Source organism: Halomonas mongoliensis, from assembly GCF_052496345.1.
The window spans coordinates 2,192,942-2,215,796 of the sequence record NZ_CP199288.1 but is presented as its reverse complement, the minus strand read 5'-3'; the positions used below and the strand labels follow the sequence as shown (position 1 = coordinate 2,215,796).

The window sequence follows — 22,855 nt, the reverse complement described above, 5'->3', positions numbered from 1 at the left end:
CCGGTTCTCACACGACTAACCGCAAAGATCCCATGTCAACGCTGGTGGGCCCATGACGAGATTCCTATAATGGCCGTTCAGCCGAGCCGGTCCCATCGCTACCGTACCGCCCCAGTTCCCTGCACGGATACCGCTTTTTCATGACGTTTATCAGAACCCTGCTCTTCTCCCTGGCCTGGCTGCTGGTGTCGCTCACCGCCGCCGCGGCCCTGGGCGTGGTGGGCGCCGCGCTCTACTTCGCCCCCGGGCTGCCGGACGTGCGCCAGCTCCAGGACTTCGAGCTCCACTCGCCGCTGCGGATCTTCACCCGTGACGGCAAGCTCATCGGCGAATTCGGCGAGGAGCGCCGCATGCCGGTGGAGTACCACGAGATTCCCGAGGAGTTCATCCAGGCCCTGCTGGCCGCCGAGGACGCCCACTTCTACGAGCACCCCGGCGTCGACCCCCGCGGCCTGGCCCGGGCGGCCCTGGAGCTCGCCTCCAGCGGCGGCGAGATCCAGTCGGGCGGCTCCACCATCACCATGCAGGTGGCGCGCAACTACCTGCTGACCCTGGATCGGACCTTCACCCGCAAGATCCGCGAGATCCTGCTGGCCCTGCAGATGGAGCGTGTCCTCTCCAAGGAGGAGATCCTCGAGCTCTATGTCAACAAGATCTTCCTCGGCAACCGCGCCTACGGTATCGCCGCCGCCGCCGAGACCTACTACAACCGCCCCCTGGACGAGCTGACCCTGGCCGAGAAGGCGATGATCGCCGGCCTGCCCAAGGCGCCGTCCGCCTTCAACCCGCTGGCCAATCCGGAACGCTCGCTGATCCGCCGCAACTGGATCCTCTACCGCATGCGCCAGCTGGGGCATATCGACCAGGCCGCCTATGACGAGGCGGTCCAGGCGCCGATCACCGCCCGCCGCTATGTCGCCCAGACCGAGGTGGACGCCGACTATGTGGCCGAGATGGCGCGCCAGTACGCCATCGAGCGCTTCGGCGAGGAAGCCTACACCGCCGGCTACCGCATCCACACCACCCTGGACAGCGAACTGCAGCCCTTCGCACGGCGCGCCCTTGGCCAGGGCCTGATCGCCTACGACACCCGCCACGGCTGGCGCGGCCCCGAGCAGCGCGACATTCCGGCCAGCCTGGTCGAGGCCCAGGCGCGCACCGACCGCCGCGGCCTGGAGGAGGAGCTCGACGAATCCCCCGAGATCCTCGAGACCGCCCAGCGCGCCGCCGAGCGCAGCCAGACCGAGATCGAGGGCATCGAGGGCGATGTCAGCAACTGGGTTCAGGTGCTGGAGCGGACCCCCGGCTTCGGCCCGCTGCAGCCGGCCATCGTGGTGGAAAGCAGCGGCCGCGAGATGCGCGTGCTGACCCGCGGCGGCGAGCTGCGCACCATCGCCTGGGACGGGCTCTCCTGGGCGCGGGCCTACCGCAGCCCGCGGGCCCGGGGCCCGGAGCCCGGCTCCGCCGCCGAGATCGCCAGCGCCGGCGACCTGATCCGGGTCCTGGAGCGCGAGGACGGCACCCTGCGCCTGGCCCAGCGCCCCGATGCCGAAGGCTCCCTGGTGGTGATGCACCCCGACACCGGCGCCATCCTGGCCCTGCAGGGGGGCTTCAGCTTCACGGCCAGCAAGTTCAACCGCGCCGTCCAGGCCCAGCGTCAGTCCGGCTCCATCTTCAAGCCCTTCGTCTACCTGGCGGCCCTGGACAGCGGCCTGATGAATGCCGCCAGCGTGGTCAACGATGCCCCCGTGGTGGTTCAGGACGGCAGCAACCAGCTTTGGCGACCGGTCAACGCCAGCGGCGACTTCCTCGGCCCCACCCGCCTGCGGGTCGCCCTGGCGCGCTCGCGCAACTTGGTCACCATTCGCGTGCTCCAGCAGGTCGGCCTGGATGCCACCATCGATTTCCTCGAGGGCTTCGGCTTTGCCAGCTCGCGACTGCCCCGCGGCCTCTCCCTGGCCCTGGGCAGCGCCGACCTGACGCCGCTGGAGATGACCAACGCCTATGCGGTGCTGGCCAACGGTGGCTACCAGGTGACCCCCTGGTTCATCGAGCGCGTCACCCGGGGCGATGACGACACCCTGATCGAGGAGGCCACGCCCACCATCGTCTGCCGCGACTGCCGTGACGGCCAGACCGAGGTCGAGGTCGATGGCCGCCGCCACCCGGTGGCGCCCCGGGTGGTGGATCCGATCTCCGCCTATATCCTCACCGACATGCTGCGCGACGTCATCGAGAGCGGCACAGGCCGACGCGCACTTGAGCTCGGCCGTGGCGATATCGTCGGCAAGACCGGCACCACCAACAACCAGCGCGACGCCTGGTTCGCCGGCTACAACGCCGACCTCGCCGCCACCGTCTGGATCGGCAAGGACAACAACGAGACCATCGCCGAGTATGGTGCCAATGCGGCCCTGCCGGTCTGGATCGACTTCATGCGCGACGCCCTAGAGGGTCGCCCCGAGGCGAAGCATGAGCGCCCCGGGGGCCTGGTCACCGCCCGGGTCGACCCCGACAGCGGACGCCGACTGCCCGACGGTCAGGGCGGCGGCATGACCGAGCTCTTCCACCCGGACCACCTGCCCGGCGTGCAGCCGCGCCGCGTCGAACGCGAGGTGGAGCAGCACAGCGGCTCTGAGGGCACCGGCTCCTACGAAGCGATCTTCTGACGCCTCGCGACCAGGGCGGCACGGACGCCGCCCTCTTCAGCGCCCCTCATCAACAACGCACACCCCAAGCTCACACCCGCTGGGATTCACTCAACGGCCCTGGGGGATGCCCATGTCACACCCTGCCAGCCGCCTGCTGATCGTGGCACTGAGCCTCAGCGCAGGCGCCAATGTCTCCGCCAGCCCCTTCTACGCGCCGCCTCCCGTCGAGGAGAAGGCCCACGGCTTCAGCGGCGAGGCCGAACTCGGCTACACCCACCTCGCCGGCAATACCGACAGCCAGACGCTGATCGGCAAGAGCCAGCTGACCTGGCTGCGCGACCGCTGGACCCACCTGCTGCGCGGCGAGGTCCGCCATGTCTCCCGGGACGGCGAGGCCAGCGCCGAGCAGTATCGCCTGACCGGGCGTGAGCGCTATGACCTCGAGGGCCCCCACTACCTGTTCGGGTTCGCCCGCTGGGAGAAGGACCGCTTCAGCGGCTACGACTACCAGCTGGCCGCCATCGCCGGCTACGGCCGGGAGCTGATCCGCCACGAGCACCATCGGCTCTCGCTGGAGGCCGGCCCGGGCTATCGCTACGACCGCATCGACACGGAGCCCAACGCCTCCCTGGGCGTCGCCTATGGCGCCCTGGACTGGCAGTTCGAAGCCAGCGAGACCACCACCCTGAAGCAGGAGCTCTCGGTGGAGGCCACCGACGACAACACCACCTCCCGCGCGCTCTCCTCGCTGACCGCTCGCCTCAACTCACGCCTCGCCCTGCGGCTCTCCCACGAGATCAGGCGCAACTCCCAGCCGCCGGAGGAGGCCGAGGCCCGGACCGACCACACCACCAGCGCCTCGCTCCTCTACAGCTGGTAGCTCACTTTCCTCGATTCATACCCCCGGACACGACGACGCCGGCCCGAGGGCCGGCGTCGCGGAGGGTGAAGAGCCTCAGGTTACACGCCACACGTTACACGCCGTAAACGTCATCCACGCTCTTCAGCGGGTAGTGGGCCGGGTAGGGGCGCCGCGCCACGCCGGAGTCCACTGCCGCCTGGGCCACGGCGGAGGTGATGCGCTCCAGCAGACGCACATCCACCGGCGTGGGGATGATGTAGTCGCGGCCGAAGCTCATGCTCTCCTTCTCGTAGGCGTCCAGCACCGCCTGGGGCACCGGCTCCCGAGCCAGGTCCTTGAGGGCGTGAACCGCGGCCACCTTCATCTCCTCGTTGATGCGGGTAGCGCGCACGTCCAGGGCCCCGCGGAAGATGAAGGGGAAGCCCAGCACGTTGTTGACCTGGTTCGGGTAGTCCGAACGGCCGGTGGCCATGATCACGTCGGGGCGCACCTCCCGGGCCAGGTCCGGGTGGATCTCCGGGTCCGGATTGGTGCAGGCGAAGACCACCGGGTTGGGCGCCATCTTGCGAATATGATCGGCGCTCATCAGACCCGGACCGGAAAGGCCCACGAAGACGTCGGCCCCATCGATGGCGTCGTCCAGGGTGCGCTTGTCGGTGTCGACGGCGAACATCGCCTTGTAGGGGTTCAGGCCGTCGCGCTCGGTGTGGATCACGCCGCGACGGTCGAGCATCACGATGTTCTCGGCACGCGCGCCGCAGGAGACCAGCAGCTTCATGCAGGCGATGGCGGCGGCGCCGGCCCCCATGCAGACGATGCTGGCGTCCTCGAGGCGCTTGCCGGCGATCTCCAGGGCGTTGAGCATGCCTGCCGCGGTGACGATGGCGGTGCCGTGCTGGTCATCGTGGAAGACCGGGATATTGCACTGCTCGATCAGCGCCTGCTCGATCTCGAAGCACTCCGGCGCCTTGATATCCTCGAGGTTGATGCCTCCCCAGGTATCGGCGATGCGCGCCACGGTATCGATGAAGGCCTGGGGGCTCTCGGCGTTGACCTCGATATCCACGGAGTTGATGCCGGCAAAGCGCTTGAACAGCACACCCTTGCCCTCCATGACCGGCTTGCTGGCCAGGGCGCCCAGATTGCCCAGCCCCAGAATGGCGGAGCCGTCGGAGATGACCGCCACCAGGTTGCCCTTGCCGGTGTAGCGATAGGCGTTCTCCGGGTCGCGAGCGATCTCGCGGCACGGCTCGGCCACGCCCGGGCTGTAGGCCAGGGCGAGGTCCTTGGCGGTGGCGGTGGGCTTGGTCAGCTCGATGGAGAGCTTCCCGGGGATGGGCTTGGCGTGATAGTCCAGCGCAGCCTGTCTTGCGTCACTCATGTGGGTGAATTCCGGTCAGGGTGAAAATGTTTCACCACGATATAGAAAAAAGCCCCTGCGCTCAAGCTTGCGCCATTTCCCGCCTGTTGCACGCTCGTTTGACACCGATGCCAACCATTTGCCGCAACTTATGGCTGAAGCCCCAGCCATAACCCATTCCTTATCGCAGGCGACGACCGGCCTCGTCCCAACAAAAAAACCCGCCTCGAAGGGCGGGTTTCCTGACGGGTCGGCGTACGCCTGGGCGATCAGCGCTTGAGTGCAGCACCGAAACGCTTGTTGAAGCGCTCGACGCGACCACCGGTGGTCGCCTGCTTCTGCTTGCCGGTGTAGAAGGGGTGGCACTGGGAGCAGACGTCCAGGGAGAAGTCCTGGCCGGAGGTGGAGCCTACCTGAAAGGTGGCACCACAGGAGCAGGTGGCGCTGACCGTCTTGTATTCGGGGTGGATACCTTGTTTCATCTTGAGCCTCGTTGAGCTGTATGCCGCCACCTGATCCGCTGCCAGGCACCGCATACGGGTTGTCTATCGGTCGCGCCGGTGGCAGGCGCGAGTGCAAACCGGTTGATCCCGCCCTGGCCGCACTCGGCAGGCAGGGAGGCGCAGCATTCTAGCAGAGCCAGTCCCGGAGGCCAATTGCCCACCACCTCTTCCCCCCGCGCCCTGGGCGTGGCGGTCCCCTCGCCGCTGCGCCGCCTGTTCGACTACCGCCCCGCCGGCACGCCGCCCCCCGGCGGCTGGGCACCCGGCCTGCGGGTGCGCGTTCCCTTCGGCCGACGCCAGGTGGTCGGCGTGGTGATGGAGTGCCGCGATCACAGCGAGCTGCCCCTGGCCGAGCTCAAGCCCGTCGTCGCCTGCCTGGACGCCGCCCCCCTGCCCGCCGACTGGCTGTGGCTGTGCCGCTTCACCGCCCGCTACTATCAGCACTCCCTGGGCGACACCTTCCACCAGGCCATGCCCACCCTGCTGCGCCAGGGGCGCGCCCTGGAGGGACGCACCCGGGAGCGCTGGCAGCTCACCGCCGCCGGCCGCGACACGCCCGCCGAGGCCCTCGCCCGCGCCCCCCGCCAGGCGGAGCTGCTGGCCATGCTCGCCCAGCACCCCCACGGCCTGGCCACCCAGGCGATCCTGGCCCAATCGTTTTCCCGCGAACAGCTCAGGGCGCTGGCCGCCAAGGGACTGGTGGCGTCTCACGAGGAACCGCTGACCGCTCGCCCCCTGCCCGACGCCGACCACCTGCTGGCCGAGCCCGCCCTGCCGCTCAACCGCGAGCAGGCCGCGGCCCTGGCCACCCTCCACGAGCGGCTGGATGCCTATCACCCCTGCCTGCTGGAGGGGGTCACCGGCAGCGGCAAGACCGAGGTCTACCTGCAGCTGATCGAGGCGGTGGTGGGGCGCGGCCGCCAGGCCCTGGTGCTGGTGCCGGAGATCGGCCTGACGCCCCAGACCCTGGCTCGCTTTCGGCACCGCTTCCGGGTGCCGGTGGTAGCGCTGCACTCCGGCCTTACCGACCACGAGCGCCTGGACGCCTGGGAGGCCGCCGCCAGCGGGCGTGCGCCCATCGTGATCGGCACCCGCTCGGCGATCTTCACCCCGCTGGCGCGCCCCGGGGCGATCATCGTCGACGAGGAGCATGACGGCTCCTACAAGCAGCAGGACGGGCTGCGCTACCACGCCCGGGACCTGGCCGTGGCCCGGGCCCACCACCACGGCATCCCGCTGCTGCTGGGCAGCGCCACCCCCTCCCTGGAGAGCCTCGCCAGGGGGCTCAGCGGCGAATGGCGCCACCTGCCGCTGACCCGCCGCGCCACCCGCCACGCCCCGGCCCGGCTGGAGCTGGTGGACCTGCGCGGGCGCCCCCGCCAGGGCGGCCTGATCCCGCCGGTCATGGAGGCCATCGAGGAGACCCTGGCGGCCGGCCATCAGGTGCTGGTCTTCGTCAACCGCCGCGGCTTCGCCCCCACCCTGGCCTGTCACGCCTGCGGCTGGCTGGCCGAGTGCGACGCCTGCGACGCCCGCATGACCCTTCACCGCCAGCCGCCGCTGCTCGCCTGCCACCACTGCGACCGCCGCCGCGCCCTGCCCGAGGCCTGTCCGGCCTGCGGCAGCATCGACCTGCGCCCCCTGGGCAGCGGTACCGAGCGCACCGAGGAGACCCTGGCCGCACGCTTTCCGAAGGTGCCGGTCTATCGCATCGACCGCGACAGCACCCGGCGCCGCGATGCCTTCGAGCAGGCGCTCGCCGAGGTGCGCCGCGGCGACCCCTGCCTGCTGGTGGGCACCCAGATGCTGGCCAAGGGCCACCACCTGCCCCATGTCACCCTGGTGGTAGTGGTCAACGCCGACGCCGGCCTCTATGCCAGCGACTTTCGCGCCCTGGAACAGAGCGCCCAGCTGCTGGTCCAGGTGGCCGGGCGCGCCGGGCGCGCCGCCCACCCCGGCCGCGTGCTGGTTCAGACCCTGCACCCGGAGGACCCGCAGCTGCGCCTGCTGGCGGAGCGCGGCTACGCCGCCCTGGCCGAGCAGCTCCTGGAGGAGCGTCGCGCCGCCGCCCTGCCCCCCTTTCGCTTCCTCGCCCTGCTGCGCCTGGAGAGCGCCAGGGAGGAGGCCGCCGGCGAGCTCGCCCGCCGCGCCGCCGGCGCCCTGCGCGGCTGGCTGGCCGAGCACGCGCTCGCGGTGGACTGCCTGGGCCCGGTGCCGGCCCCCATGGAGCGCCGCCAGGGCCGCTACCACCTGCAGCTGATGCTGAGCGCGGCGAAGCGCAGCGCCCTGCACTCGGCCTGCGCCTGGCTCACCGCCTGGCTGGAGGCGACCCCCGAGGCGCGGCGAGTACGCTGGTCGCTGGATATCGACCCCCAGACCCTAAGCTGACGCCCGCTCTTTAAAGCCGCGCCACAATTACCGATAATGGCCGGCCGTGCCCGCTAAAGGCTTCGTTTCCATGCCCACGCCCCGGGCGAGCGCCTCGTCACCGCCGGTTCATCGGCCGCTCGCTCCCCAAGGCGCCCCCAGGGCCTTCGCTCCAGGATAGAAGTTCGCCTCATGAAAGAGACCATCGTGACCCTGCTCGAGGGCGCCCTCGACACCCTCAAGCAGCAGGACCTGCTGCCCGCCGATATCGCCCCGACCATCAAGGTCGACCCGACGAAGGACAAGGCCCACGGCGACTACGCCACCAACCTGGCGCTGATGCTGGCCAAGCCCGCCGGCCGCAAGCCCCGGGAGCTGGCCGAGGCCCTGGTGGCCGCCCTCCCCGAAAGCGACGCCGTCAGCCAGGTGGAGATCGCCGGGCCCGGCTTCATCAACTTCTTCGCCGCCACCGACGCCGCCGCCCAGGTGGTGCGCCAGGTGCTCGACGCAGGCGACGCCTTCGGCCGCAGCCTGATCGGCCAGGGCCAGAAGGTGCAGGTAGAGTTCGTCTCCGCCAACCCCACCGGGCCGCTCCACGTGGGTCACGGCCGCGGCGCCGCCATCGGCGACTGCATCTGCCGCCTGCTGGAGGCGGTGGGTTATGACGTGACCCGGGAGTTCTACTACAACGACGCCGGCGCCCAGATCAGCAACCTGGCCCTCTCGGTGCAGGCCCGCGCCAAGGGGCTCGACCCCGACGACCCGAGCTGGCCCGCCGACGGCTACCGCGGCGGCTACATCATCGATGTGGCCAACAGCTACCTGGCCGGCGAGACCGTCCACGCCGACGACCGCCACGTTACCGGCCAGGGCGACCCGGAGGATCTCGAGGCGATCCAGGAGTTTGCCGTGGCCTACCTGCGCCGGGAGCAGGACCTCGACCTCAAGGCCTTCGGCGTCCACTTCGACGTCTACTTCCTGGAGTCCTCCCTCTACCGCGAGGGCAAGGTGGAGGCCACCGTCGAGCGGCTGATCGAGAAGGGCCACACCTATGAAGAGGACGGCGCCCTCTGGCTGCGCACCACCGACTTCGGTGACGACAAGGACCGGGTGATGCGCAAGACCGACGGCGGCTACACCTACTTCCTGCCCGACGTCGCCTACCACCTCGACAAGTGGCAGCGCGGCTTCACCACCGTGATCAACGAGCAGGGCGCCGACCACCACTCCACCGTGACCCGGGTGCGCGCCGGCCTGCAGGCCCTGGAAGCGGGCATTCCCCAGGGGTGGCCGGACTATGTGCTGCACCAGATGGTGATGGTCACCCGCTCCGGGGTGGAGGTGAAGCTCTCCAAGCGCGCCGGCAGCTACGTCACGGTGCGCGACCTGATCGACGAGGTGGGTCGCGATGCCACCCGCTTCTTCCTGGCCGCCCGCCGGGCCGACTCCCAGCTCACCTTCGACATCGACCTGGCGCGCTCCCAGTCCAACGACAACCCGGTCTACTATGTGCAGTACGCCCACGCCCGGGTGTGCAGCGTGATGCGCCGCGCCGAGGCCGACGGCCTGGCCTTCGACCACGCCCTGGCCACGGCCAGCCTGGGCCGGCTCGCGGAGGATCAGGAGAAGGCGCTGATGAACCGCCTGGCCCGCTACCCCGAGGTGGTCGAGCACGCCGCCGCCTCCCGGGAGCCCCAGCAGGTCGCCCAGTATCTGCTGGACCTGGCCGCCGACTTCCACACCTGCTACAACGCGGTGAAGGTTATGGTCGAGGATGACGCCCTGCGCAATGCCCGCCTGGCCCTGGGCCTGGCCACCCGCCAGGTGCTGCGCAACGGTCTCGACCTGATGGGAGTCAGCGCCCCCGAGGAGATGTAACCCATGGCGACCCGCAAGCAGACGCCGCCCAAGCGGCGCGGTGCTACCAGCAGCCGCCGCCAGACCCCACGCAAGCCCCGCCGCGAGTGGCGGCTGCCCGGCTGGGTCTGGGGCCTGGCCGGCCTGGTGGGCGGCTTCCTGCTCTCCCAGCACCAGCACGGGGTGGCGCCCTGGCAGGTGGAGGATTCGCCCCTGGCCACGGTGCTGCCGCGCAGCGCGCCGCCGGAACCTGAGGCCGCCGCCCCGGCAAGGCCCAGCGAGCCGCGCATGCCGACCTTCGAGTTCTATACCCTGCTGCCGGAGTCGGAGGTGATCGCCCCCCGCGGGGAGATGCCCGCCTCCACGGCTCGGCCCCCGGCGCCCCCTCCTGCCGAGGAGAGCAGCGAGGCGGCGTCCGCCGAGGAGAGCGCCGACCCCATCGCCGAGGTGATCGCCGCCAACCTGGCGACCGAGCGCAGCGAGCCCACCGCCGCCGCCGAGCCCGCCGGCAACGGCCACCGCTACATGCTCCAGGCCGCCTCCTTCCGCGAATCCGGCGACGCCCAGCAGCTGCAGCGCCGCCTGCGCGACTTCGGCCTGCTGGCCCAGGTCAGCGAGGTCAGGGCCGGCGGCGGCGAGACCTGGCACCGGGTCCAGGTCGGCCCCTATGACGACAACCGCGAGCTCAGCCGCGCTCAGGACCTGATGGTCACCCAGGGCATAGAGCCGCTGCTGATCCGCCTGCAGAACTAGGCAATCACCCGCTCACTGCTGCGCTCGCGACGTGGCTCGGCGACTTCATTGAAGCCTTGAATTAAGGGCGCTCCGCCCGCACCTCTCCCTTCAGCCTTATCGCGGCGCCCGGGGCCATGCCCCGCGGCGCCGAAAGTCATCGGGAGCCAGGCGCTCCCCCAAGGAGAGACTCCTCCATGACCACGATCGTATCCGTGCGCCGCGGTGACCAGGTGGCCCTGGCCGGCGACGGCCAGGTGTCGCTGGGCAACACCGTGATGAAGGGCAACGCCAGCAAGGTGCGCCGCCTCTACCGCGGCGAGGTGCTGGCGGGCTTCGCCGGCGGCACCGCCGACGCCTTCACCCTCTTCGAGCGCTTCGAGGCGCAGCTGGAGAAGTACCAGGGCAACCTGGTCAAGGCCGCCGTGGAGCTGGCCAAGGACTGGCGCACCGACCGCGCCCTGCGCCGCCTGGAGGCACTGCTCGCCGTGGCCAACAAGGACGCCTCCCTGATCATCACCGGCAATGGCGACGTGGTGGAGCCCGAGCGCGGCATCATCGCCATCGGCTCCGGGGGCAACTACGCCCTGGCCGCCGCCCGCGCCCTGCTCGAGAACACCGACCTCTCGGCCAGAGAGATCACCGAGAAGTCCCTGGAGATCGCCGGCGACATCTGCGTGTTCACCAACCACCACGTCACTCTCGAAACGCTCTGAGGCGCCCCATGACCCAGATGACCCCCCGCGAGATCGTCCACGCCCTGGACCAGTACATCATCGGCCAGCAGGACGCCAAGCGCGCCGTGGCCATCGCCCTGCGCAACCGCTGGCGCCGCATGCAGCTCGACAGCGACCTGCGCCAGGAGGTGACGCCCAAGAACATCCTGATGATCGGTCCCACCGGGGTGGGCAAGACCGAGATCGCCCGGCGCCTGGCCAAGCTGGCCCGCGCCCCCTTCATCAAGGTCGAGGCCACCAAGTTCACCGAGGTGGGCTATGTGGGCCGCGACGTGGATTCCATCATCCGCGACCTGACCGAGGCCGCCATCAAGCTGGTGCGCGAGCAGGCCAAGGAGGAGGTGGGCCACCGCGCCGAGGACGCCGCCGAGGATCGCATCCTGGATGCCCTGCTGCCGCCGCCCCGGGGCCAGGAGGAGGCGCCCCGTCAGGACAGCGGCACCCGCCAGATCTTCCGCAAGAAGCTCCGCGAGGGCCAGCTCGACGACAAGGAGATCGATATCGAGCTGACCCAGCAGGGCCCCGGCATCGACATCATGACCCCGCCGGGCATGGAGGAGATGACCCAGCAGCTCTCCAGCCTCTTCTCCGGCATGGGCAAGCAGAAGACCGAGACCCGCCGGGTCACGGTGAAGGACGCCTTCGCCCTGCTGCGCGACGAGGAGGCCAGCAAGCTGGTCAACGAGGAGGAGATCAAGGCCCGCGCCATCGAGGCGGTGGAGCAGCACGGCATCGTCTTCCTCGACGAGATCGACAAGGTGGCCAAGGGCAGCGGCCAATCCAGCGGCGGCGAGGTCTCCCGGGAGGGGGTGCAGCGCGACCTGCTGCCGCTGATCGAGGGCTCCACGGTCTCCACCAAGTACGGCATGGTGAAGACCGACCACATCCTGTTCATCGCCTCCGGCGCCTTCCACCTGTCGCGCCCCTCGGACCTGATTCCCGAGCTGCAGGGTCGCCTGCCGATCCGCGTGGAGCTCAACGCCCTGACCCCGGAGGACTTCAAGCGCATCCTCACCGAGCCCTCAGCGGCGCTCACCAAGCAGTACCAGGCGTTGCTGGCCACCGAGGGCCTCGAGGTGGAGTTCACCGCCGACGGCATCGAACGCATCGCCCAGATCGCCTGGCAGGTCAACGAGGGCACCGAGAACATCGGCGCGCGCCGCCTGCACACGGTGATGGAGCGCCTGCTCGAGGAGGCCTCCTACAAGGGCAGCGACATCGGCACGCCGCTGACCATCGACGCCGCCTACGTGGACTCCCAGCTCGGCGAGCTGGCCATGGACGAGGATCTGTCGCGGTATATCCTGTAACCCTGAGCAGCCGACGTTGGCAGCCTGGAAGCCGGTGTCGCACTCAGCGATCCCGTGAGCGCTGAAGCAGGCGAATCGCGGGCTGCGCGACGCCGGGGGCAGGTCGTAGAGGGGGTCCTATGCCAGGGATGGCATCGGTAGCGTCCAGGGATGGATTCACAGCGCCCCCTCGTAGACCTGTCGCCGGAGTAGTCGCGCTTTCACCAAGCCTGGACTGGAGCTGTGCCATGAGCGCCCCCATCCCCACCCGAGTGCACTACCACCGCAAGGCCCAGGAGCTGGAGCTCGGCTATGAGAACGGCGAGAGCTACCGGCTATCCGTGGAGTACCTGCGGGTCTTCTCCCCCTCCGCCGAGGTGCGCGGCCACGGCCGCGGCCAGGAAACCCTGCAGGTCGGCAAGAAGTTCGTCGGCCTGAAGGACATCACCCCGACCGGCCGCTACGCCCTCAAGCTGCACTTCGACGACGGCCACGACAGCGGCCTCTACAGCTGGGACTACCTCTGGTGGCTGATCGAGCAGCGCGAGGCCAACTGGGCCGACTACCTCCGCCGCCTGGAGGAGGCCGGCGCCAGCCGCGAGCCCCTGGGCATCGAGATCAAGCAGCTGTAAACGGCCCCCCGTCAAGACAACCGCCGCCGCGGGAGGCTACAATGGCGCCCATTCGAGGCAGCGGCCTCTCCCATGCAGCGATTCGGGAGCCCCATCGCATGAGCGCCAACCCCAGCTCCAGGGACAAGCAGACCACCCACTTCGGCTATCAGGAAGTGCCCGTCGAGGAGAAAGCCTCCCGCGTGGCCGACGTCTTCCACTCAGTGGCGGCCCGCTACGACGTGATGAACGACCTGATGTCCTTCGGCATCCACCGCCTGTGGAAGCGCCTGACCATCGAACGCTCCGGCGTGCGGCCCGGCCACAGCGTGCTGGATATCGCCGGCGGCACCGGCGACCTGACCCTGAAGTTCTCGCGCATGGTGGGGCCGCGCGGGCGCGTGGTGCTGGCGGACATCAACGAGTCGATGCTGCGCGTCGGCCGCGACAAGCTCCTCGACCGCGGCGTGGGCGGCAACGTCGAGTATGTCCAGGCCAACGCCGAGTGCCTGCCCTTCCCCGACAACACCTTCGACTGCATCACCATCGCCTTCGGCCTGCGCAACGTCACCGACAAGGATGCCGCCCTGCGCTCCATGGCCCGGGTCCTCAAGCCCGGCGGCCGCCTGCTGGTGCTGGAGTTTTCCAAGCCGCCCAGCGCCCTGCTCTCCAGGGTCTATGACGAGTACTCCTTCCGCCTGCTGCCGAAGATCGGCGAGGTGGTGGCCAGCGACGCCGACAGCTACCGCTACCTGGCCGAGTCGATCCGCATGCATCCGGACCAGGAGACCCTCAAGGGGATGATGGAAACGGCCGGCCTGGAGCGGGTCGAGTACACCAACCTGACCGGTGGCATCGTCGCCCTGCACCGTGGCATAAAGTTATAATGTTATTGCTAGCCGGCCTGGAACGAACCCTCAACGCCCTGCTGGCCCGGGACCCCGCCGCCCCCTCGCGGCTGGCGCGCCTGGCCGGCCAGCGGCTGCTGCTGCGCCTGGAGAACCCCGAACTGGCCCTGGCGGTGCACTTCCACCCCCGGGGGCTCGACCTGCTGCGCCCCGACGACACCAACGAGGCGGCCTTCGACGCGGTCGTGGAGCTGGATGCGGAGACCGCCGGCGCCCTGCTGGGCGGCGCCTCCATGGAGCGACTGATGTTCCAGGGCCGCCTGGCGGTACGCGGTCATATCGGCCTGCTCGAGGCGACCCGCGACCTGCTGCTCGACCTCGACCTGGACTGGGAGGGGGAGCTGGCCCGCTGGCTGGGTGATATTCCCGCCCACAGCCTGGCCGAGGGGCTGCGCCGCCTGGGCCGCTTCGGCCTGCGCACCCGGGAGGAGTTCTGCGCCGACCTCTCCGAGTACCTGGTGGAGGAGGCACGGCTGCTGCCCGGCCGCCCCCAGCTGGAGGTGCTGCGCGATCACCTCACCGAGCTCGAGGTCGCCGCCGACCGCCTCGAGGCGCGGCTGGCCAGGCTGCACCGCCGCCTGGCGGCCCGGCGCGACGCGCAGGTGGCCCCATGATGCTGCTGCGGCTGCTGCGCATTCTCTGGGTGATCACCCGCTACCGGCTGGATACCCTGATTCCCCTTGAACGCCTGCCCTGGGCGCTGCGCACCCTCTTCAGGCTCTCGCCGCTGCGCCTGGTGCCCATCGGCGAGCGCTCTCGCGGGGCGCGGCTGCGCCTGGCGCTGGAGTCTCTGGGGCCGATCTTCGTCAAGTTCGGCCAGGTGCTCTCCACCCGCCGCGACCTGCTGCCGCCGGATATCGCCGACGAGCTCAAGCGCCTGCAGGATCAGGTCCCTCCCTTCCCCGGCGACCAGGCCCGGGCCGTGGTGGAAGACGAGCTCGGCATGACGGTGGCCCTGGCCTTCGCCCGCTTCGACCCGGAGCCGCTCGCCTCGGCCTCCATCGCCCAGGTGCATGGCGCCCGGCTGCACAGCGGCGAGGAGGTGGTGGTCAAGATCATCCGCCCCGGCATCCACCGGGTGATGCGCCAGGACATGGCGCTGATGTACCGCTTTGCCCGGCTGCTGACCCTGGTGCCCGAGGCGCGCCGCCTGCGCCCGGTGGAGGTGGTGCGCGACTACGAGGCCACCCTGTTCGACGAGCTCGACCTGCACAAGGAGGCGGCCAACACCTCCCAGCTCAAGCGCAACTTCAAGAACTCGCCGCTGCTCTACATCCCGGCCATCCACTGGGAGCTGACCCGCCAGCGCGTCATGGTACAGGAGCGCATCTACGGCATCCCCGTGGCCGACGTGGCCGCCCTGGAGGCCCAGGAGACCGACCTCAAGAAGCTCGCCGAGCGCGGCGTGGAGATCTTCTTCACCCAGGTATTCCGCGACAACTTCTTCCATGCCGACATGCACCCGGGCAATATCTTCGTCTCCCGGGAGCACCCCCGGGACCCCCAGTACATCGGCATCGACTGCGGCATCGTCGGCAGCCTGACCCGGGAGGATCAGGACTACCTGGCTCGCAACCTGCTGGCCTTCTTCCACCAGGACTACTACGAGGTGGCGGCCCTGCACATCGAGTCGGGCTGGGTGGGCGAGAACACCCGGGCCAACGAGTTCGCCGCGGCGATCCGCACCGTCTGCGAGCCGATCCTGGAGAAGCCCCTCAAGGACATCTCCTTCGGCCAGGTGCTGCTGGGTCTCTTCCAGACCGCCCGACGCTTCGACATGGAGGTGCAGCCCCAGCTGGTGCTGCTGCAGAAGACCCTGCTCAATATCGAGGGGCTGGGGCGCCAGCTCTACCCGGACCTGGACCTCTGGAAGACCGCCAAGCCCTTCCTGGAGCAGTGGATGCGGGAGCGCGCCGGCGTCAGCGGCTTCTGGGACTCCCTCAAGCGTCAGGCGCCCGAGCTGACTCGACAGCTACCGGAGCTGCCCGTGCTGGCCCACCAGGCCCTGGCCCGGGTCGACCAGGAGACCCGCCAGCGACGCCGCCAGGGCGAGGCGATCGGCGCCATCCGCCACCAGCTGGTGCGCCAGGGGCGGCGCGGCCGCCGGCTGCGCCTGGGGCTCCTCCTGGTGGCGCTGGCGCTGGCCTGGCAGCCGCTCTCCCAGTGGGCCGCGGGCCAGCCCTGGCCGGCGCTGGCCGCCGCCGCGCTCGGCCTGCTACTGCTGGCCTGGCACTGACCCCTGAACCCTGCAACGGAACCTTCACTCATGAGCGATATTCTCGACCGGCTGCAAGCTGTCCTGGATCAACGCCGCCAGGCAGATCCGCAGGATTCCTACGTCGCCGCCTTGCATCACAAGGGCTTGAACAAGATACTCGAGAAAGTTGGCGAGGAGGCCACCGAAACCCTGCTGGCCGCCAAGGATGCCGAGGGCGGCGGCGAGGCCGAACGCCAAGCGCTGATCGCCGAAACCGCCGACCTGTGGTTTCATAGCCTGGTGATGCTATCGCATCTCGACCTCGACCACCGCGCCGTGCTCGACGAGCTGGGCCGCCGCTTCGGCGTCTCCGGCCACGACGAGAAGGCCGCAAGACCCCAGTGAGAACCGGGGCCAACCAGACAGACTCAAAGACAAAGGCTCCCGGACAGCCCGGGGCTACGACACAGAGGAAAGACCCATGTTAGGTGGTATCAGTATCTGGCAGCTGCTGATCGTACTCGGCATCATCATCCTGATCTTCGGCACCAAGAAGCTGCGCAACGTCGGCACCGACCTCGGCGGCGCGGTCAAGGGGTTCAAGCAGGCCATGAGCGAAGAGGAGAAGGCCGAGAAGAAGAAGGAAGAGGCCGAGGCGCAGGCTCGCGTGGACCACAAGGAGGAGACCAACACCTACGACGTCCAGGCCGAGCGTAAATCCGAGGAACAGGAAGAGCGCAAGTAAGCCGCCATGTTCGACATCGGCTTTCTCGAACTGATGTTCATCGGCGTGGTCGGCCTGCTGGTGCTGGGCCCGGAGCGGCTGCCCAAGGCGGCCCGCACGGCGGGTCTCTGGATCGGCAAGATCAAGCGCAGCGTCTCCGGCATGCAGCGTGAGATCAGCGCCCAGCTCGAAGCGGAGGAGCTGCGCCAGAAGCTCAACGAGCAGCAGAAGAAGCTCGACGACAGCGTGCGTCAGGTCCAGCGCGACGTGGAGAGCATCGCCGAGCCCGACCGCCCCGCCGAGGCGCCGGAGAAGGCGCCTGCCCCCAGCGCCGAACAGCGCCTGGACGACGCCCTGGCCCGCGCCCGCCGCGCCCCTTCGGAAGCCGACGCTTCGGAAGCCGCGACGCCGAACGCCGATGAACCCACCGCGCCCTCCGCCTCCGACAAGGACGCCTCCTCACGATGAGCAACACCGGTGACCGCCCGGAACAGCCACAGGCCCCGCTGATCGAGCACCTGATCGAGCTCCGCTCGCGGCTGCTGCGTAGCGTGGTCGCCATCCTGGTGATCTTCCTGGGCCTCTACGCCTTCGCCAACGACATCTACCTCTTCGTGGCCCAGCCGCTGATGGCGCTGCTGCCGGAGGGGTCCCAGATGATCGCCACCGAGGTGGCCTCGCCCTTCCTGGCACCCTTCAAGCTGACCCTGGTCGCGGCGGTCTTCATCGCCGTGCCCTATGTGCTGCACCAGGCCTGGGCCTTCGTGGCCCCGGGGCTCTACGACAACGAGAAGGCCCTGGCCATCCCCATCCTCACCTCCAGCGTCCTGCTCTTCTACGCCGGTGCGGCCTTCGCCTACTACGTGGTCTTTCCGCTGCTGTTCTCCTTCTTCACCCAGACGGGGCCGGAGAACGTGGCGGTGATGACCGACATCAACGCCTACCTGAACTTCGTCCTCAAGCTCTTCTTCGCCTTCGGGGTGGCCTTCGAGATCCCCATCGCCACCTTCCTGCTGATCGCCTCCGGCATCACCACGGTGGAGAGCCTCTCGAAGAAGCGCCCCTACATCATCCTCGGCTGCTTCGTGGTGGGCATGCTGCTCACCCCGCCGGACATCATCTCCCAGAGCCTGCTGGCGGTGCCCATGTACCTGCTCTACGAGGTGGGGCTGCTGTTCGGCCGCCTGGCGCGGCGCAAGAAGGCTCGGCGCGAGGCGGAGGAAGAAGACGCCTGAGTCGCAAGCGGCAAGGCATCAGCCTGCCCCTTCGAAAAAGAGAACCCCGCGGGCGAGAGCCTGCGGGGTTCACTGTTTCCCGGGGCTTGCCGCCTGTGGCTTACAGATCCATCAGCTCGTCGATGCGATCGACCAGCTTGAAGATGCCGACGGCCGCCTCGCTGATGCGGGTCGCCAGCATATAGGCCGGGGTGGTGACCACACGGTTCTCGAAATCCACCACGATCTCCTCCACCCCGCAGCTGCGATGCAGGCCACCCATGGCACTGATGGCGCCGGAGACGCCCGGATCGTGGCCGATGGTCACGGCGATGCCGGGGCCCAGCAGCTTGGGCACCATCACCGGGGCGATGCACATCAGGCCGATGGGCTTGCGCGCCTCGTGGAACTCGCCCAGGGCCTCCGCCAGCGTCTCGAGCACCTCCATCTCGGCGCCCTTCTCCGCGAAGCTGGAGAGATTCTTGGCCGCGCCGAAGCCGCCGGGCAGGATCACGGCGTCGAACTCGTCGGCGGCCAGCTCGGCCAGCGGCGAGATCTCGCCCCGCGCCAGGCGCGCCGCCTCGGTCAGCACGTTGCGGGTTTCGCCCTCGGCCGCCTCGCCGCTGCGATGGTCGATGACGTGGTGCTGCGCCATATCCGGTGCAAAGCAGCGATAGCCGATACCCAGCTGGTCAAGCCGCAGCAGGGTCAGGGTGGTCTCGTAGATCTCGGAACCGTCCTGGACGCCGCAGCCCGAGAGGATCACCGCCACCTGTTTGCTCATGCCTGTCTCCTTGCAGGATTCGCCCGCCGCCGAGGCAGGCCCGATATTCGAACCCCACACTCTAGAGCGAACGCCGGTAGGCGACAAGGCGAGACTTTCGGCGCACGGCCGCGCTGATATACTTGAGAACACACGGGTGACACTGTCACCCCACTGTCATCTTGCGTCGCCATACTCCTCCAAGTGGCGACCATCGCTGGAGAATCGCCTTGAGCTTCATGACCACTCGCCAGTTCCCCACCACGCGCATGCGGCGGATGCGCCGCGACGACTTCTCGCGCCGCCTGATGCGCGAGAGCACCTTGACCGCCGCCGACCTGATCTGGCCGGTCTTCGTGCTGGAGGGAGAGAATCGCCGCGAGGCGGTGCCCTCCATGCCGGGCGTCGAGCGCCTCTCCCTGGACCTGCTGATCGAGGAGGCGCGGGAGGCTCATGAGCTGGGCATCCCCGCCCTGGCGCTCTTCCCCGTCATCGACCCCTCGCTGAAGAGCGAGCTGGCCGAGGAGGCCTTCAACGCCAACGGCCTGGTGCAGCGCAGCGTGCGGGCGCTCAAGGCGGCCCTGCCCGAACTCGGCATCATGACCGACGTGGCCCTGGACCCCTACACCAGCCACGGCCAGGACGGCATCATCGACGATCAGGGCTATGTGCTTAACGACCGCACCGTGGAGACCCTGCTCAAGCAGGCGCTCTCCCACGCCGAAGCGGGCGCCGACGTGGTGGCCCCCTCGGACATGATGGATGGCCGCATCGGCGAGATTCGTCGGGTGCTCGAGCAGGAGCAGCTGATCAACACCCGCATCATGGCCTACAGCGCCAAGTACGCCTCGCGCTACTACGGCCCCTTCCGGGACGCCGTGGGCTCCGCCAGCAATCTCGGCCGCGCAGACAAGAGCACCTACCAGATGGACCCGGCCAACGGCGACGAGGCGCTCCACGAGGTGGCCCTCGACCTCGCCGAGGGGGCCGATATGGTGATGATCAAGCCCGGCATGCCCTACCTGGACGTGGTCCGCCGGGTAAAGGACGAACTCAGGGTGCCCACCTTCGCCTACCAGGTGAGCGGTGAGTACGCCATGCACATGGCCGCCTTCGAGAACGGCTGGCTTGACGCCGACAGCGTGATCCTCGAGTCGCTGGTCTGCTTCAAGCGCGCCGGCGCCGACGGCGTGCTGACCTACTTCGCCAAGCGGGCGGCTCGCCTGCTCGCCGCCCAGTAACGGAAGGGGCTCGGCCCCTTCCATGACCCCGTGAGAGTTGCCCATGGAAGACCGCAGCCCCAAGGCGCCCGATACCCCCCAGCTCGCATCGGGCGAGGAGCAGAGCAGTGAACTGCCCGCCCCTCGCCTGAACCAGACCCGCACCGGCATCAAGCCCAAGTCCCCGCCGGATGCCGAGGCGGACCTTGCCGACCCGAGCCTCTACTTCAACCGCGAACTTTCCCACCTGCAGTTCAATATCCGGGTGCTGGAGCAGGCCCTGGATGAGGCGCATCCGCTGCTCAACCGGCTGATGTTCCTGCTGATCTTCTCTTCCAACATGGACGAGTTCTTCGAGATCCGGGTGGCCGGGCTGAAGCGCCGGGTCGCCATCGGCGACGAGAGCGCCAGCTTCGACGGCCGCTCGCCGCGCTCGGTGGTCGCGGAGATCTCCCGGGTGGCCCACGAGCAGATCGAGCGGCAGTACCGCATCCTCAACGAGGCGCTGCTGCCGGCACTGGAGGAGAAGGGAATACGCTTCCGGCGCCGCGGCGAGTGGACCCAGGCCCAGCGCGCCTGGGTGCGCGACTACTTCGAACAGGAGATCCTGCCGGTCATCAGCCCCATCGGCCTGGACCCCTCCCACCCCTTCCCCCGGCTGGTCAACAAGAGCCTCAACTTCATCGTCCAGCTGGAGGGCAAGGACGCCTTCGGCCGCGAAGGGGGGCTCGCCATCCTGCCGGCGCCCCGCTCCCTGCCCCGGGTGATCGCCCTGCCCCGGGAGCTCTGCGAGGAGGGCTTCGACGAGGCCGTCTTCCTCTCCTCCATGATCCACGCCCACGCCGACGAGCTCTTCCCGGGCATGCGGGTACGCGGCTGCTACCAGTTCCGGCTTACCCGCAACGCCGACATGACGGTGGACCCGGAGGAGGTATCGGATCTCGCCTCCGCCCTGCGCGGCGAACTCCTGGCCCGGCGCTACGGCAGCGGCGTGCGCCTGGAGGTGGTGGACACCTGTCCGGACGAGCTGGCGGCTTTCCTGCTCAAGGAGTTCGAGCTCGCCGAGGAGGATCTCTACCGGGTCAACGGCCCGGTCAACCTGACCCGCATGATGTCCCTGCTCGGCGAGGTGGAGCGCCCGGAGCTGCTCTACCGCCCCTATACGCCGGGGCTGCCCAAGAGCCTGCAGAAGGGGGGCAGCCTGTTCGATGCCATTGCCGCCGGCGATATCCTGCTGCACCACCCCTTCCAGGCCTTCTCGCCGGTGGAGGAGCTGCTCGCCGAGGCGGCCCGAGACCCCTCGGTGCTGGCCATCAAGCAGACCCTCTACCGCACCGGCGCCGACTCCCCCATCGTGAGTTCCCTGGTGGAGGCGGCGCGGGGCGGCAAGGAGGTCACCGTGGTGGTGGAGCTGCGTGCCCGCTTCGACGAGGCGGACAACCTGGCCCTGGCGTCGCGCCTGCAGGAGGCCGGCGCCATCGTCATCTACGGCGTGATGGCCTACAAGACCCACGCCAAGATGATGCATATCGTGCGTCGCGAGACGGGCAGGTTGCGCCACTATGCCCATCTGGGCACCGGCAACTACCACTCGAAGACCGCCAGGCTCTACACCGACTACAGCCTGCTGACCGCCAACGAGGCGCTCTGCGAGGACGTTCACCAGGTCTTCCAGCAGCTCTCGGGGATGGGCCGCGCCCGCCATATCGAGACCCTGCTCCACGCCCCCTTCACCCTGCACGAGGGCATGGTGGCGATGATCGACCGCGAAGCGGAGCACGCTCGCAAGGGGCGCCGCGCCCACCTGATCATCAAGTGCAACTCCCTGACCGAGCCGAAGCTGATCCAGGCCCTCTACCGTGCCTCCCGAGCCGGCGTGGAGTGCGACCTGATCATCCGCGGCCAGTGCTGCCTGCGGCCGGGCCTTCCCGGGGTCTCGGAGCACATCCGGGTGCGCTCCATCATCGGCCGCTTCCTGGAGCATACCCGGGTCTTCCACTTCCATAACAACGGCAGGCCCGAGGTGTGGGGGTCCAGCGCCGACTTCATGAGCCGCAACATGTTCCATCGGGTGGAGACCTGCTTCCCGCTGCTGGACCGCAAGCTGGCCGCCCGGGTGCGCAAGGACCTGGAGACCTACCTGGTGGACAACTGCCAGAGCTGGCTGCTGCAGCCCGACGGCAGCTACGCCAAGCAGACCCCCGGCGACGCCGCGCCCATCAGCGCCCAGGAGACGCTGCTCTACGCCTACGCCGCCAAGGCCTGAGGGGCGCGCCTGCCGTCGCGCTACCGGCACGGCGGCAGAGGCTCGGGCGTCAGCCGCGCTTGAAGGCGGCCAGGTCCTGGGGGTCGAAGCCGTCCACCGTTTCGGGCAGCCCGCGCTCCTGACGGAGCAGGCGGATCTTCTGGCGCTCGGCGATCAGCTCGGCGTCGTCATCCAGGGTGCGGCCATTGAGCTCGGCCAGCTGGGCCATGCCCTGGTGATAGAAGGTGAGAATGGAGAGCGCCGTGCCGTTGCCCTCCTCGACACCCCGGCGCAGGGCGGGCAGGTAGCCGCTGACCCGGGAGAGGTGGTGCTTGAGCTGCCAGACATAGCGCATCTCGGTCATCCAGGGGCGCTCGCGCAGCACCGCGAAGGTCAGGCTGGTCGCCACCAGGCCCAGCAGCACCCCCACCACGTTGAGCAGGAAGCCGCCGTCGAAGGCGGCCTGCAGCAGCTGGACGAAGACCAGGCCGAAGACGATCAGCTGGCCGGCCATGGCCAGGCTGATCATCTTCGCCTTGCGGCGGTAGGTCTCGGGGTCGTGCTGTTCGAACCGGAATGACATGGGGCCTCCTGGGGGCGAGCGGGAAATCGAGG

General features: G+C 69.1%; 21 protein-coding genes. 17 read left to right on the top strand and 4 right to left on the bottom strand.

Translation table 11 applies throughout. The features are described 5' to 3' along the window. Positions 1–140 precede the first annotated feature (140 nt). Positions 141–2,669, top strand: a complete 2,529-nt coding sequence (locus tag ACRYRV_RS10495; RefSeq protein ID WP_444985197.1) for a penicillin-binding protein 1A — start codon at positions 141–143, stop codon at positions 2,667–2,669. A gap of 106 nt (positions 2,670–2,775) precedes the next feature. Continuing rightward, positions 2,776–3,531, top strand: a complete 756-nt coding sequence (locus ACRYRV_RS10490; protein WP_444985198.1) for a DUF481 domain-containing protein — start codon at positions 2,776–2,778, stop codon at positions 3,529–3,531. A 94-nt stretch (positions 3,532–3,625) separates the two neighbouring features. On the opposite strand, the gene ACRYRV_RS10485 is transcribed toward ACRYRV_RS10490, so the two are convergent. After that, the gene (locus ACRYRV_RS10485) at positions 3,626–4,894 is read right to left on the bottom strand and encodes a malic enzyme-like NAD(P)-binding protein (RefSeq protein ID WP_253445976.1); all 1,269 of its coding nucleotides are present in this window, start codon (positions 4,892–4,894) and stop codon (positions 3,626–3,628) included. Positions 4,895–5,142: 248 nt separating this feature from the next. Further along, positions 5,143–5,355 carry a 50S ribosomal protein L31 gene (gene rpmE, locus ACRYRV_RS10480; protein ID WP_253445979.1) on the bottom strand — a complete coding sequence of 71 codons (213 nt, stop codon included), beginning with the start codon at positions 5,353–5,355 and terminating at the stop codon, positions 5,143–5,145. A 174-nt stretch (positions 5,356–5,529) separates the two neighbouring features. On the opposite strand from rpmE, the gene ACRYRV_RS10475 reads away from it, so the two are divergent. The 13 genes from ACRYRV_RS10475 to tatC all read left to right on the top strand — a co-directional run bounded on the left by ACRYRV_RS10475 (position 5,530) and on the right by tatC (position 18,033). Next, positions 5,530–7,764: a primosomal protein N' gene (locus tag ACRYRV_RS10475; RefSeq protein WP_253445982.1), complete on the top strand. Its 2,235-nt coding sequence runs from the start codon at positions 5,530–5,532 to the stop codon at positions 7,762–7,764. Between the two features lie 171 nt (positions 7,765–7,935). Then, positions 7,936–9,621 (top strand): arginine--tRNA ligase, encoded by a 1,686-nt coding sequence (gene argS / locus ACRYRV_RS10470; protein WP_444989504.1) that lies wholly within the window; start codon positions 7,936–7,938, stop codon positions 9,619–9,621. Between the two features lie 3 nt (positions 9,622–9,624). Next, positions 9,625–10,353 (top strand): SPOR domain-containing protein, encoded by a 729-nt coding sequence (locus ACRYRV_RS10465; RefSeq protein WP_444989502.1) that lies wholly within the window; start codon positions 9,625–9,627, stop codon positions 10,351–10,353. Between the two features lie 176 nt (positions 10,354–10,529). Then, on the top strand, positions 10,530–11,048 hold the full coding sequence (gene hslV / locus ACRYRV_RS10460; RefSeq protein WP_253445992.1) for an ATP-dependent protease subunit HslV: 519 nt from the start codon (positions 10,530–10,532) through the stop codon (positions 11,046–11,048). Between the two features lie 8 nt (positions 11,049–11,056). Beyond that, positions 11,057–12,379 (top strand): ATP-dependent protease ATPase subunit HslU, encoded by a 1,323-nt coding sequence (hslU, locus tag ACRYRV_RS10455; protein WP_253445995.1) that lies wholly within the window; start codon positions 11,057–11,059, stop codon positions 12,377–12,379. A gap of 227 nt (positions 12,380–12,606) precedes the next feature. Then, on the top strand, positions 12,607–12,990 hold the full coding sequence (locus ACRYRV_RS10450) for a gamma-butyrobetaine hydroxylase-like domain-containing protein (protein ID WP_253445998.1): 384 nt from the start codon (positions 12,607–12,609) through the stop codon (positions 12,988–12,990). Positions 12,991–13,088: 98 nt separating this feature from the next. After that, the gene (ubiE, locus tag ACRYRV_RS10445) at positions 13,089–13,856 is read left to right on the top strand and encodes a bifunctional demethylmenaquinone methyltransferase/2-methoxy-6-polyprenyl-1,4-benzoquinol methylase UbiE (protein ID WP_253452267.1); all 768 of its coding nucleotides are present in this window, start codon (positions 13,089–13,091) and stop codon (positions 13,854–13,856) included. Then, a complete protein-coding gene (locus ACRYRV_RS10440) occupies positions 13,856–14,491 on the top strand; it encodes a ubiquinone biosynthesis accessory factor UbiJ (RefSeq protein ID WP_444989499.1) in 636 nt (211 codons plus the stop codon). The genes ubiE and ACRYRV_RS10440 overlap by 1 nt, the downstream gene beginning before the upstream one ends. Then, complete coding sequence (gene ubiB, locus ACRYRV_RS10435; protein ID WP_444989528.1) at positions 14,491–16,113, top strand: ubiquinone biosynthesis regulatory protein kinase UbiB; 1,623 nt, start codon at positions 14,491–14,493, stop codon at positions 16,111–16,113. The genes ACRYRV_RS10440 and ubiB overlap by 1 nt, the downstream gene beginning before the upstream one ends. A gap of 30 nt (positions 16,114–16,143) precedes the next feature. Further along, complete coding sequence (locus ACRYRV_RS10430; RefSeq protein WP_253446004.1) at positions 16,144–16,479, top strand: phosphoribosyl-ATP diphosphatase; 336 nt, start codon at positions 16,144–16,146, stop codon at positions 16,477–16,479. Between the two features lie 76 nt (positions 16,480–16,555). Then, the gene (gene tatA / locus ACRYRV_RS10425) at positions 16,556–16,819 is read left to right on the top strand and encodes a Sec-independent protein translocase subunit TatA (RefSeq protein WP_253446007.1); all 264 of its coding nucleotides are present in this window, start codon (positions 16,556–16,558) and stop codon (positions 16,817–16,819) included. 6 nt (positions 16,820–16,825) lie between these two features. After that, on the top strand, positions 16,826–17,266 hold the full coding sequence (tatB, locus tag ACRYRV_RS10420) for a Sec-independent protein translocase protein TatB (RefSeq protein ID WP_309636000.1): 441 nt from the start codon (positions 16,826–16,828) through the stop codon (positions 17,264–17,266). Further along, entirely contained in the window at positions 17,263–18,033 is a 771-nt protein-coding gene (gene tatC, locus ACRYRV_RS10415; RefSeq protein WP_253446013.1) for a twin-arginine translocase subunit TatC, read from the top strand. The genes tatB and tatC overlap by 4 nt, the downstream gene beginning before the upstream one ends. 100 nt (positions 18,034–18,133) lie before the next feature. Here tatC and elbB read toward each other — a convergent pair whose 3' ends face one another. Beyond that, a complete protein-coding gene (gene elbB, locus ACRYRV_RS10410) occupies positions 18,134–18,796 on the bottom strand; it encodes an isoprenoid biosynthesis glyoxalase ElbB (RefSeq protein WP_253446016.1) in 663 nt (220 codons plus the stop codon). A 218-nt stretch (positions 18,797–19,014) separates the two neighbouring features. Here elbB and hemB point away from each other — a divergent pair, with 218 nt between their 5' ends. After that, on the top strand, positions 19,015–20,016 hold the full coding sequence (gene hemB, locus ACRYRV_RS10405) for a porphobilinogen synthase (RefSeq protein ID WP_444989526.1): 1,002 nt from the start codon (positions 19,015–19,017) through the stop codon (positions 20,014–20,016). Between the two features lie 43 nt (positions 20,017–20,059). Continuing rightward, positions 20,060–22,261, top strand: a complete 2,202-nt coding sequence (ppk1, locus tag ACRYRV_RS10400) for a polyphosphate kinase 1 (RefSeq protein ID WP_309636002.1) — start codon at positions 20,060–20,062, stop codon at positions 22,259–22,261. Between the two features lie 49 nt (positions 22,262–22,310). Here the strand turns inward: ppk1 and ACRYRV_RS10395 are convergent, their stop codons facing one another. Beyond that, complete coding sequence (locus ACRYRV_RS10395) at positions 22,311–22,823, bottom strand: DUF3087 family protein (protein ID WP_253446025.1); 513 nt, start codon at positions 22,821–22,823, stop codon at positions 22,311–22,313. Positions 22,824–22,855 lie beyond the last annotated feature (32 nt).

What these genes read in the sequence shown, in the direction of transcription:
- ACRYRV_RS10495 (WP_444985197.1), top strand. Translation starts at nt 141, where the DNA reads ATGACGTTTATCAGAACCCTGCTCTTCTCCCTGGCCTGGCTGCTGGTG.
- ACRYRV_RS10490 (WP_444985198.1), top strand. Translation starts at nt 2,776, where the DNA reads ATGCCCATGTCACACCCTGCCAGCCGCCTGCTGATCGTGGCACTGAGC.
- ACRYRV_RS10485 (WP_253445976.1), bottom strand. Translation starts at nt 4,894, where the DNA reads ATGAGTGACGCAAGACAGGCTGCGCTGGACTATCACGCCAAGCCCATC.
- rpmE (WP_253445979.1), bottom strand. Translation starts at nt 5,355, where the DNA reads ATGAAACAAGGTATCCACCCCGAATACAAGACGGTCAGCGCCACCTGC.
- argS (WP_444989504.1), top strand. Translation starts at nt 7,936, where the DNA reads ATGAAAGAGACCATCGTGACCCTGCTCGAGGGCGCCCTCGACACCCTC.
- ACRYRV_RS10465 (WP_444989502.1), top strand. Translation starts at nt 9,625, where the DNA reads ATGGCGACCCGCAAGCAGACGCCGCCCAAGCGGCGCGGTGCTACCAGC.
- hslV (WP_253445992.1), top strand. Translation starts at nt 10,530, where the DNA reads ATGACCACGATCGTATCCGTGCGCCGCGGTGACCAGGTGGCCCTGGCC.
- hslU (WP_253445995.1), top strand. Translation starts at nt 11,057, where the DNA reads ATGACCCAGATGACCCCCCGCGAGATCGTCCACGCCCTGGACCAGTAC.
- ACRYRV_RS10450 (WP_253445998.1), top strand. Translation starts at nt 12,607, where the DNA reads ATGAGCGCCCCCATCCCCACCCGAGTGCACTACCACCGCAAGGCCCAG.
- ubiE (WP_253452267.1), top strand. Translation starts at nt 13,089, where the DNA reads ATGAGCGCCAACCCCAGCTCCAGGGACAAGCAGACCACCCACTTCGGC.
- ACRYRV_RS10440 (WP_444989499.1), top strand. Translation starts at nt 13,856, where the DNA reads ATGTTATTGCTAGCCGGCCTGGAACGAACCCTCAACGCCCTGCTGGCC.
- ubiB (WP_444989528.1), top strand. Translation starts at nt 14,491, where the DNA reads ATGCTGCTGCGGCTGCTGCGCATTCTCTGGGTGATCACCCGCTACCGG.
- ACRYRV_RS10430 (WP_253446004.1), top strand. Translation starts at nt 16,144, where the DNA reads ATGAGCGATATTCTCGACCGGCTGCAAGCTGTCCTGGATCAACGCCGC.
- tatA (WP_253446007.1), top strand. Translation starts at nt 16,556, where the DNA reads ATGTTAGGTGGTATCAGTATCTGGCAGCTGCTGATCGTACTCGGCATC.
- tatB (WP_309636000.1), top strand. Translation starts at nt 16,826, where the DNA reads ATGTTCGACATCGGCTTTCTCGAACTGATGTTCATCGGCGTGGTCGGC.
- tatC (WP_253446013.1), top strand. Translation starts at nt 17,263, where the DNA reads ATGAGCAACACCGGTGACCGCCCGGAACAGCCACAGGCCCCGCTGATC.
- elbB (WP_253446016.1), bottom strand. Translation starts at nt 18,796, where the DNA reads ATGAGCAAACAGGTGGCGGTGATCCTCTCGGGCTGCGGCGTCCAGGAC.
- hemB (WP_444989526.1), top strand. Translation starts at nt 19,015, where the DNA reads ATGACCACTCGCCAGTTCCCCACCACGCGCATGCGGCGGATGCGCCGC.
- ppk1 (WP_309636002.1), top strand. Translation starts at nt 20,060, where the DNA reads ATGGAAGACCGCAGCCCCAAGGCGCCCGATACCCCCCAGCTCGCATCG.
- ACRYRV_RS10395 (WP_253446025.1), bottom strand. Translation starts at nt 22,823, where the DNA reads ATGTCATTCCGGTTCGAACAGCACGACCCCGAGACCTACCGCCGCAAG.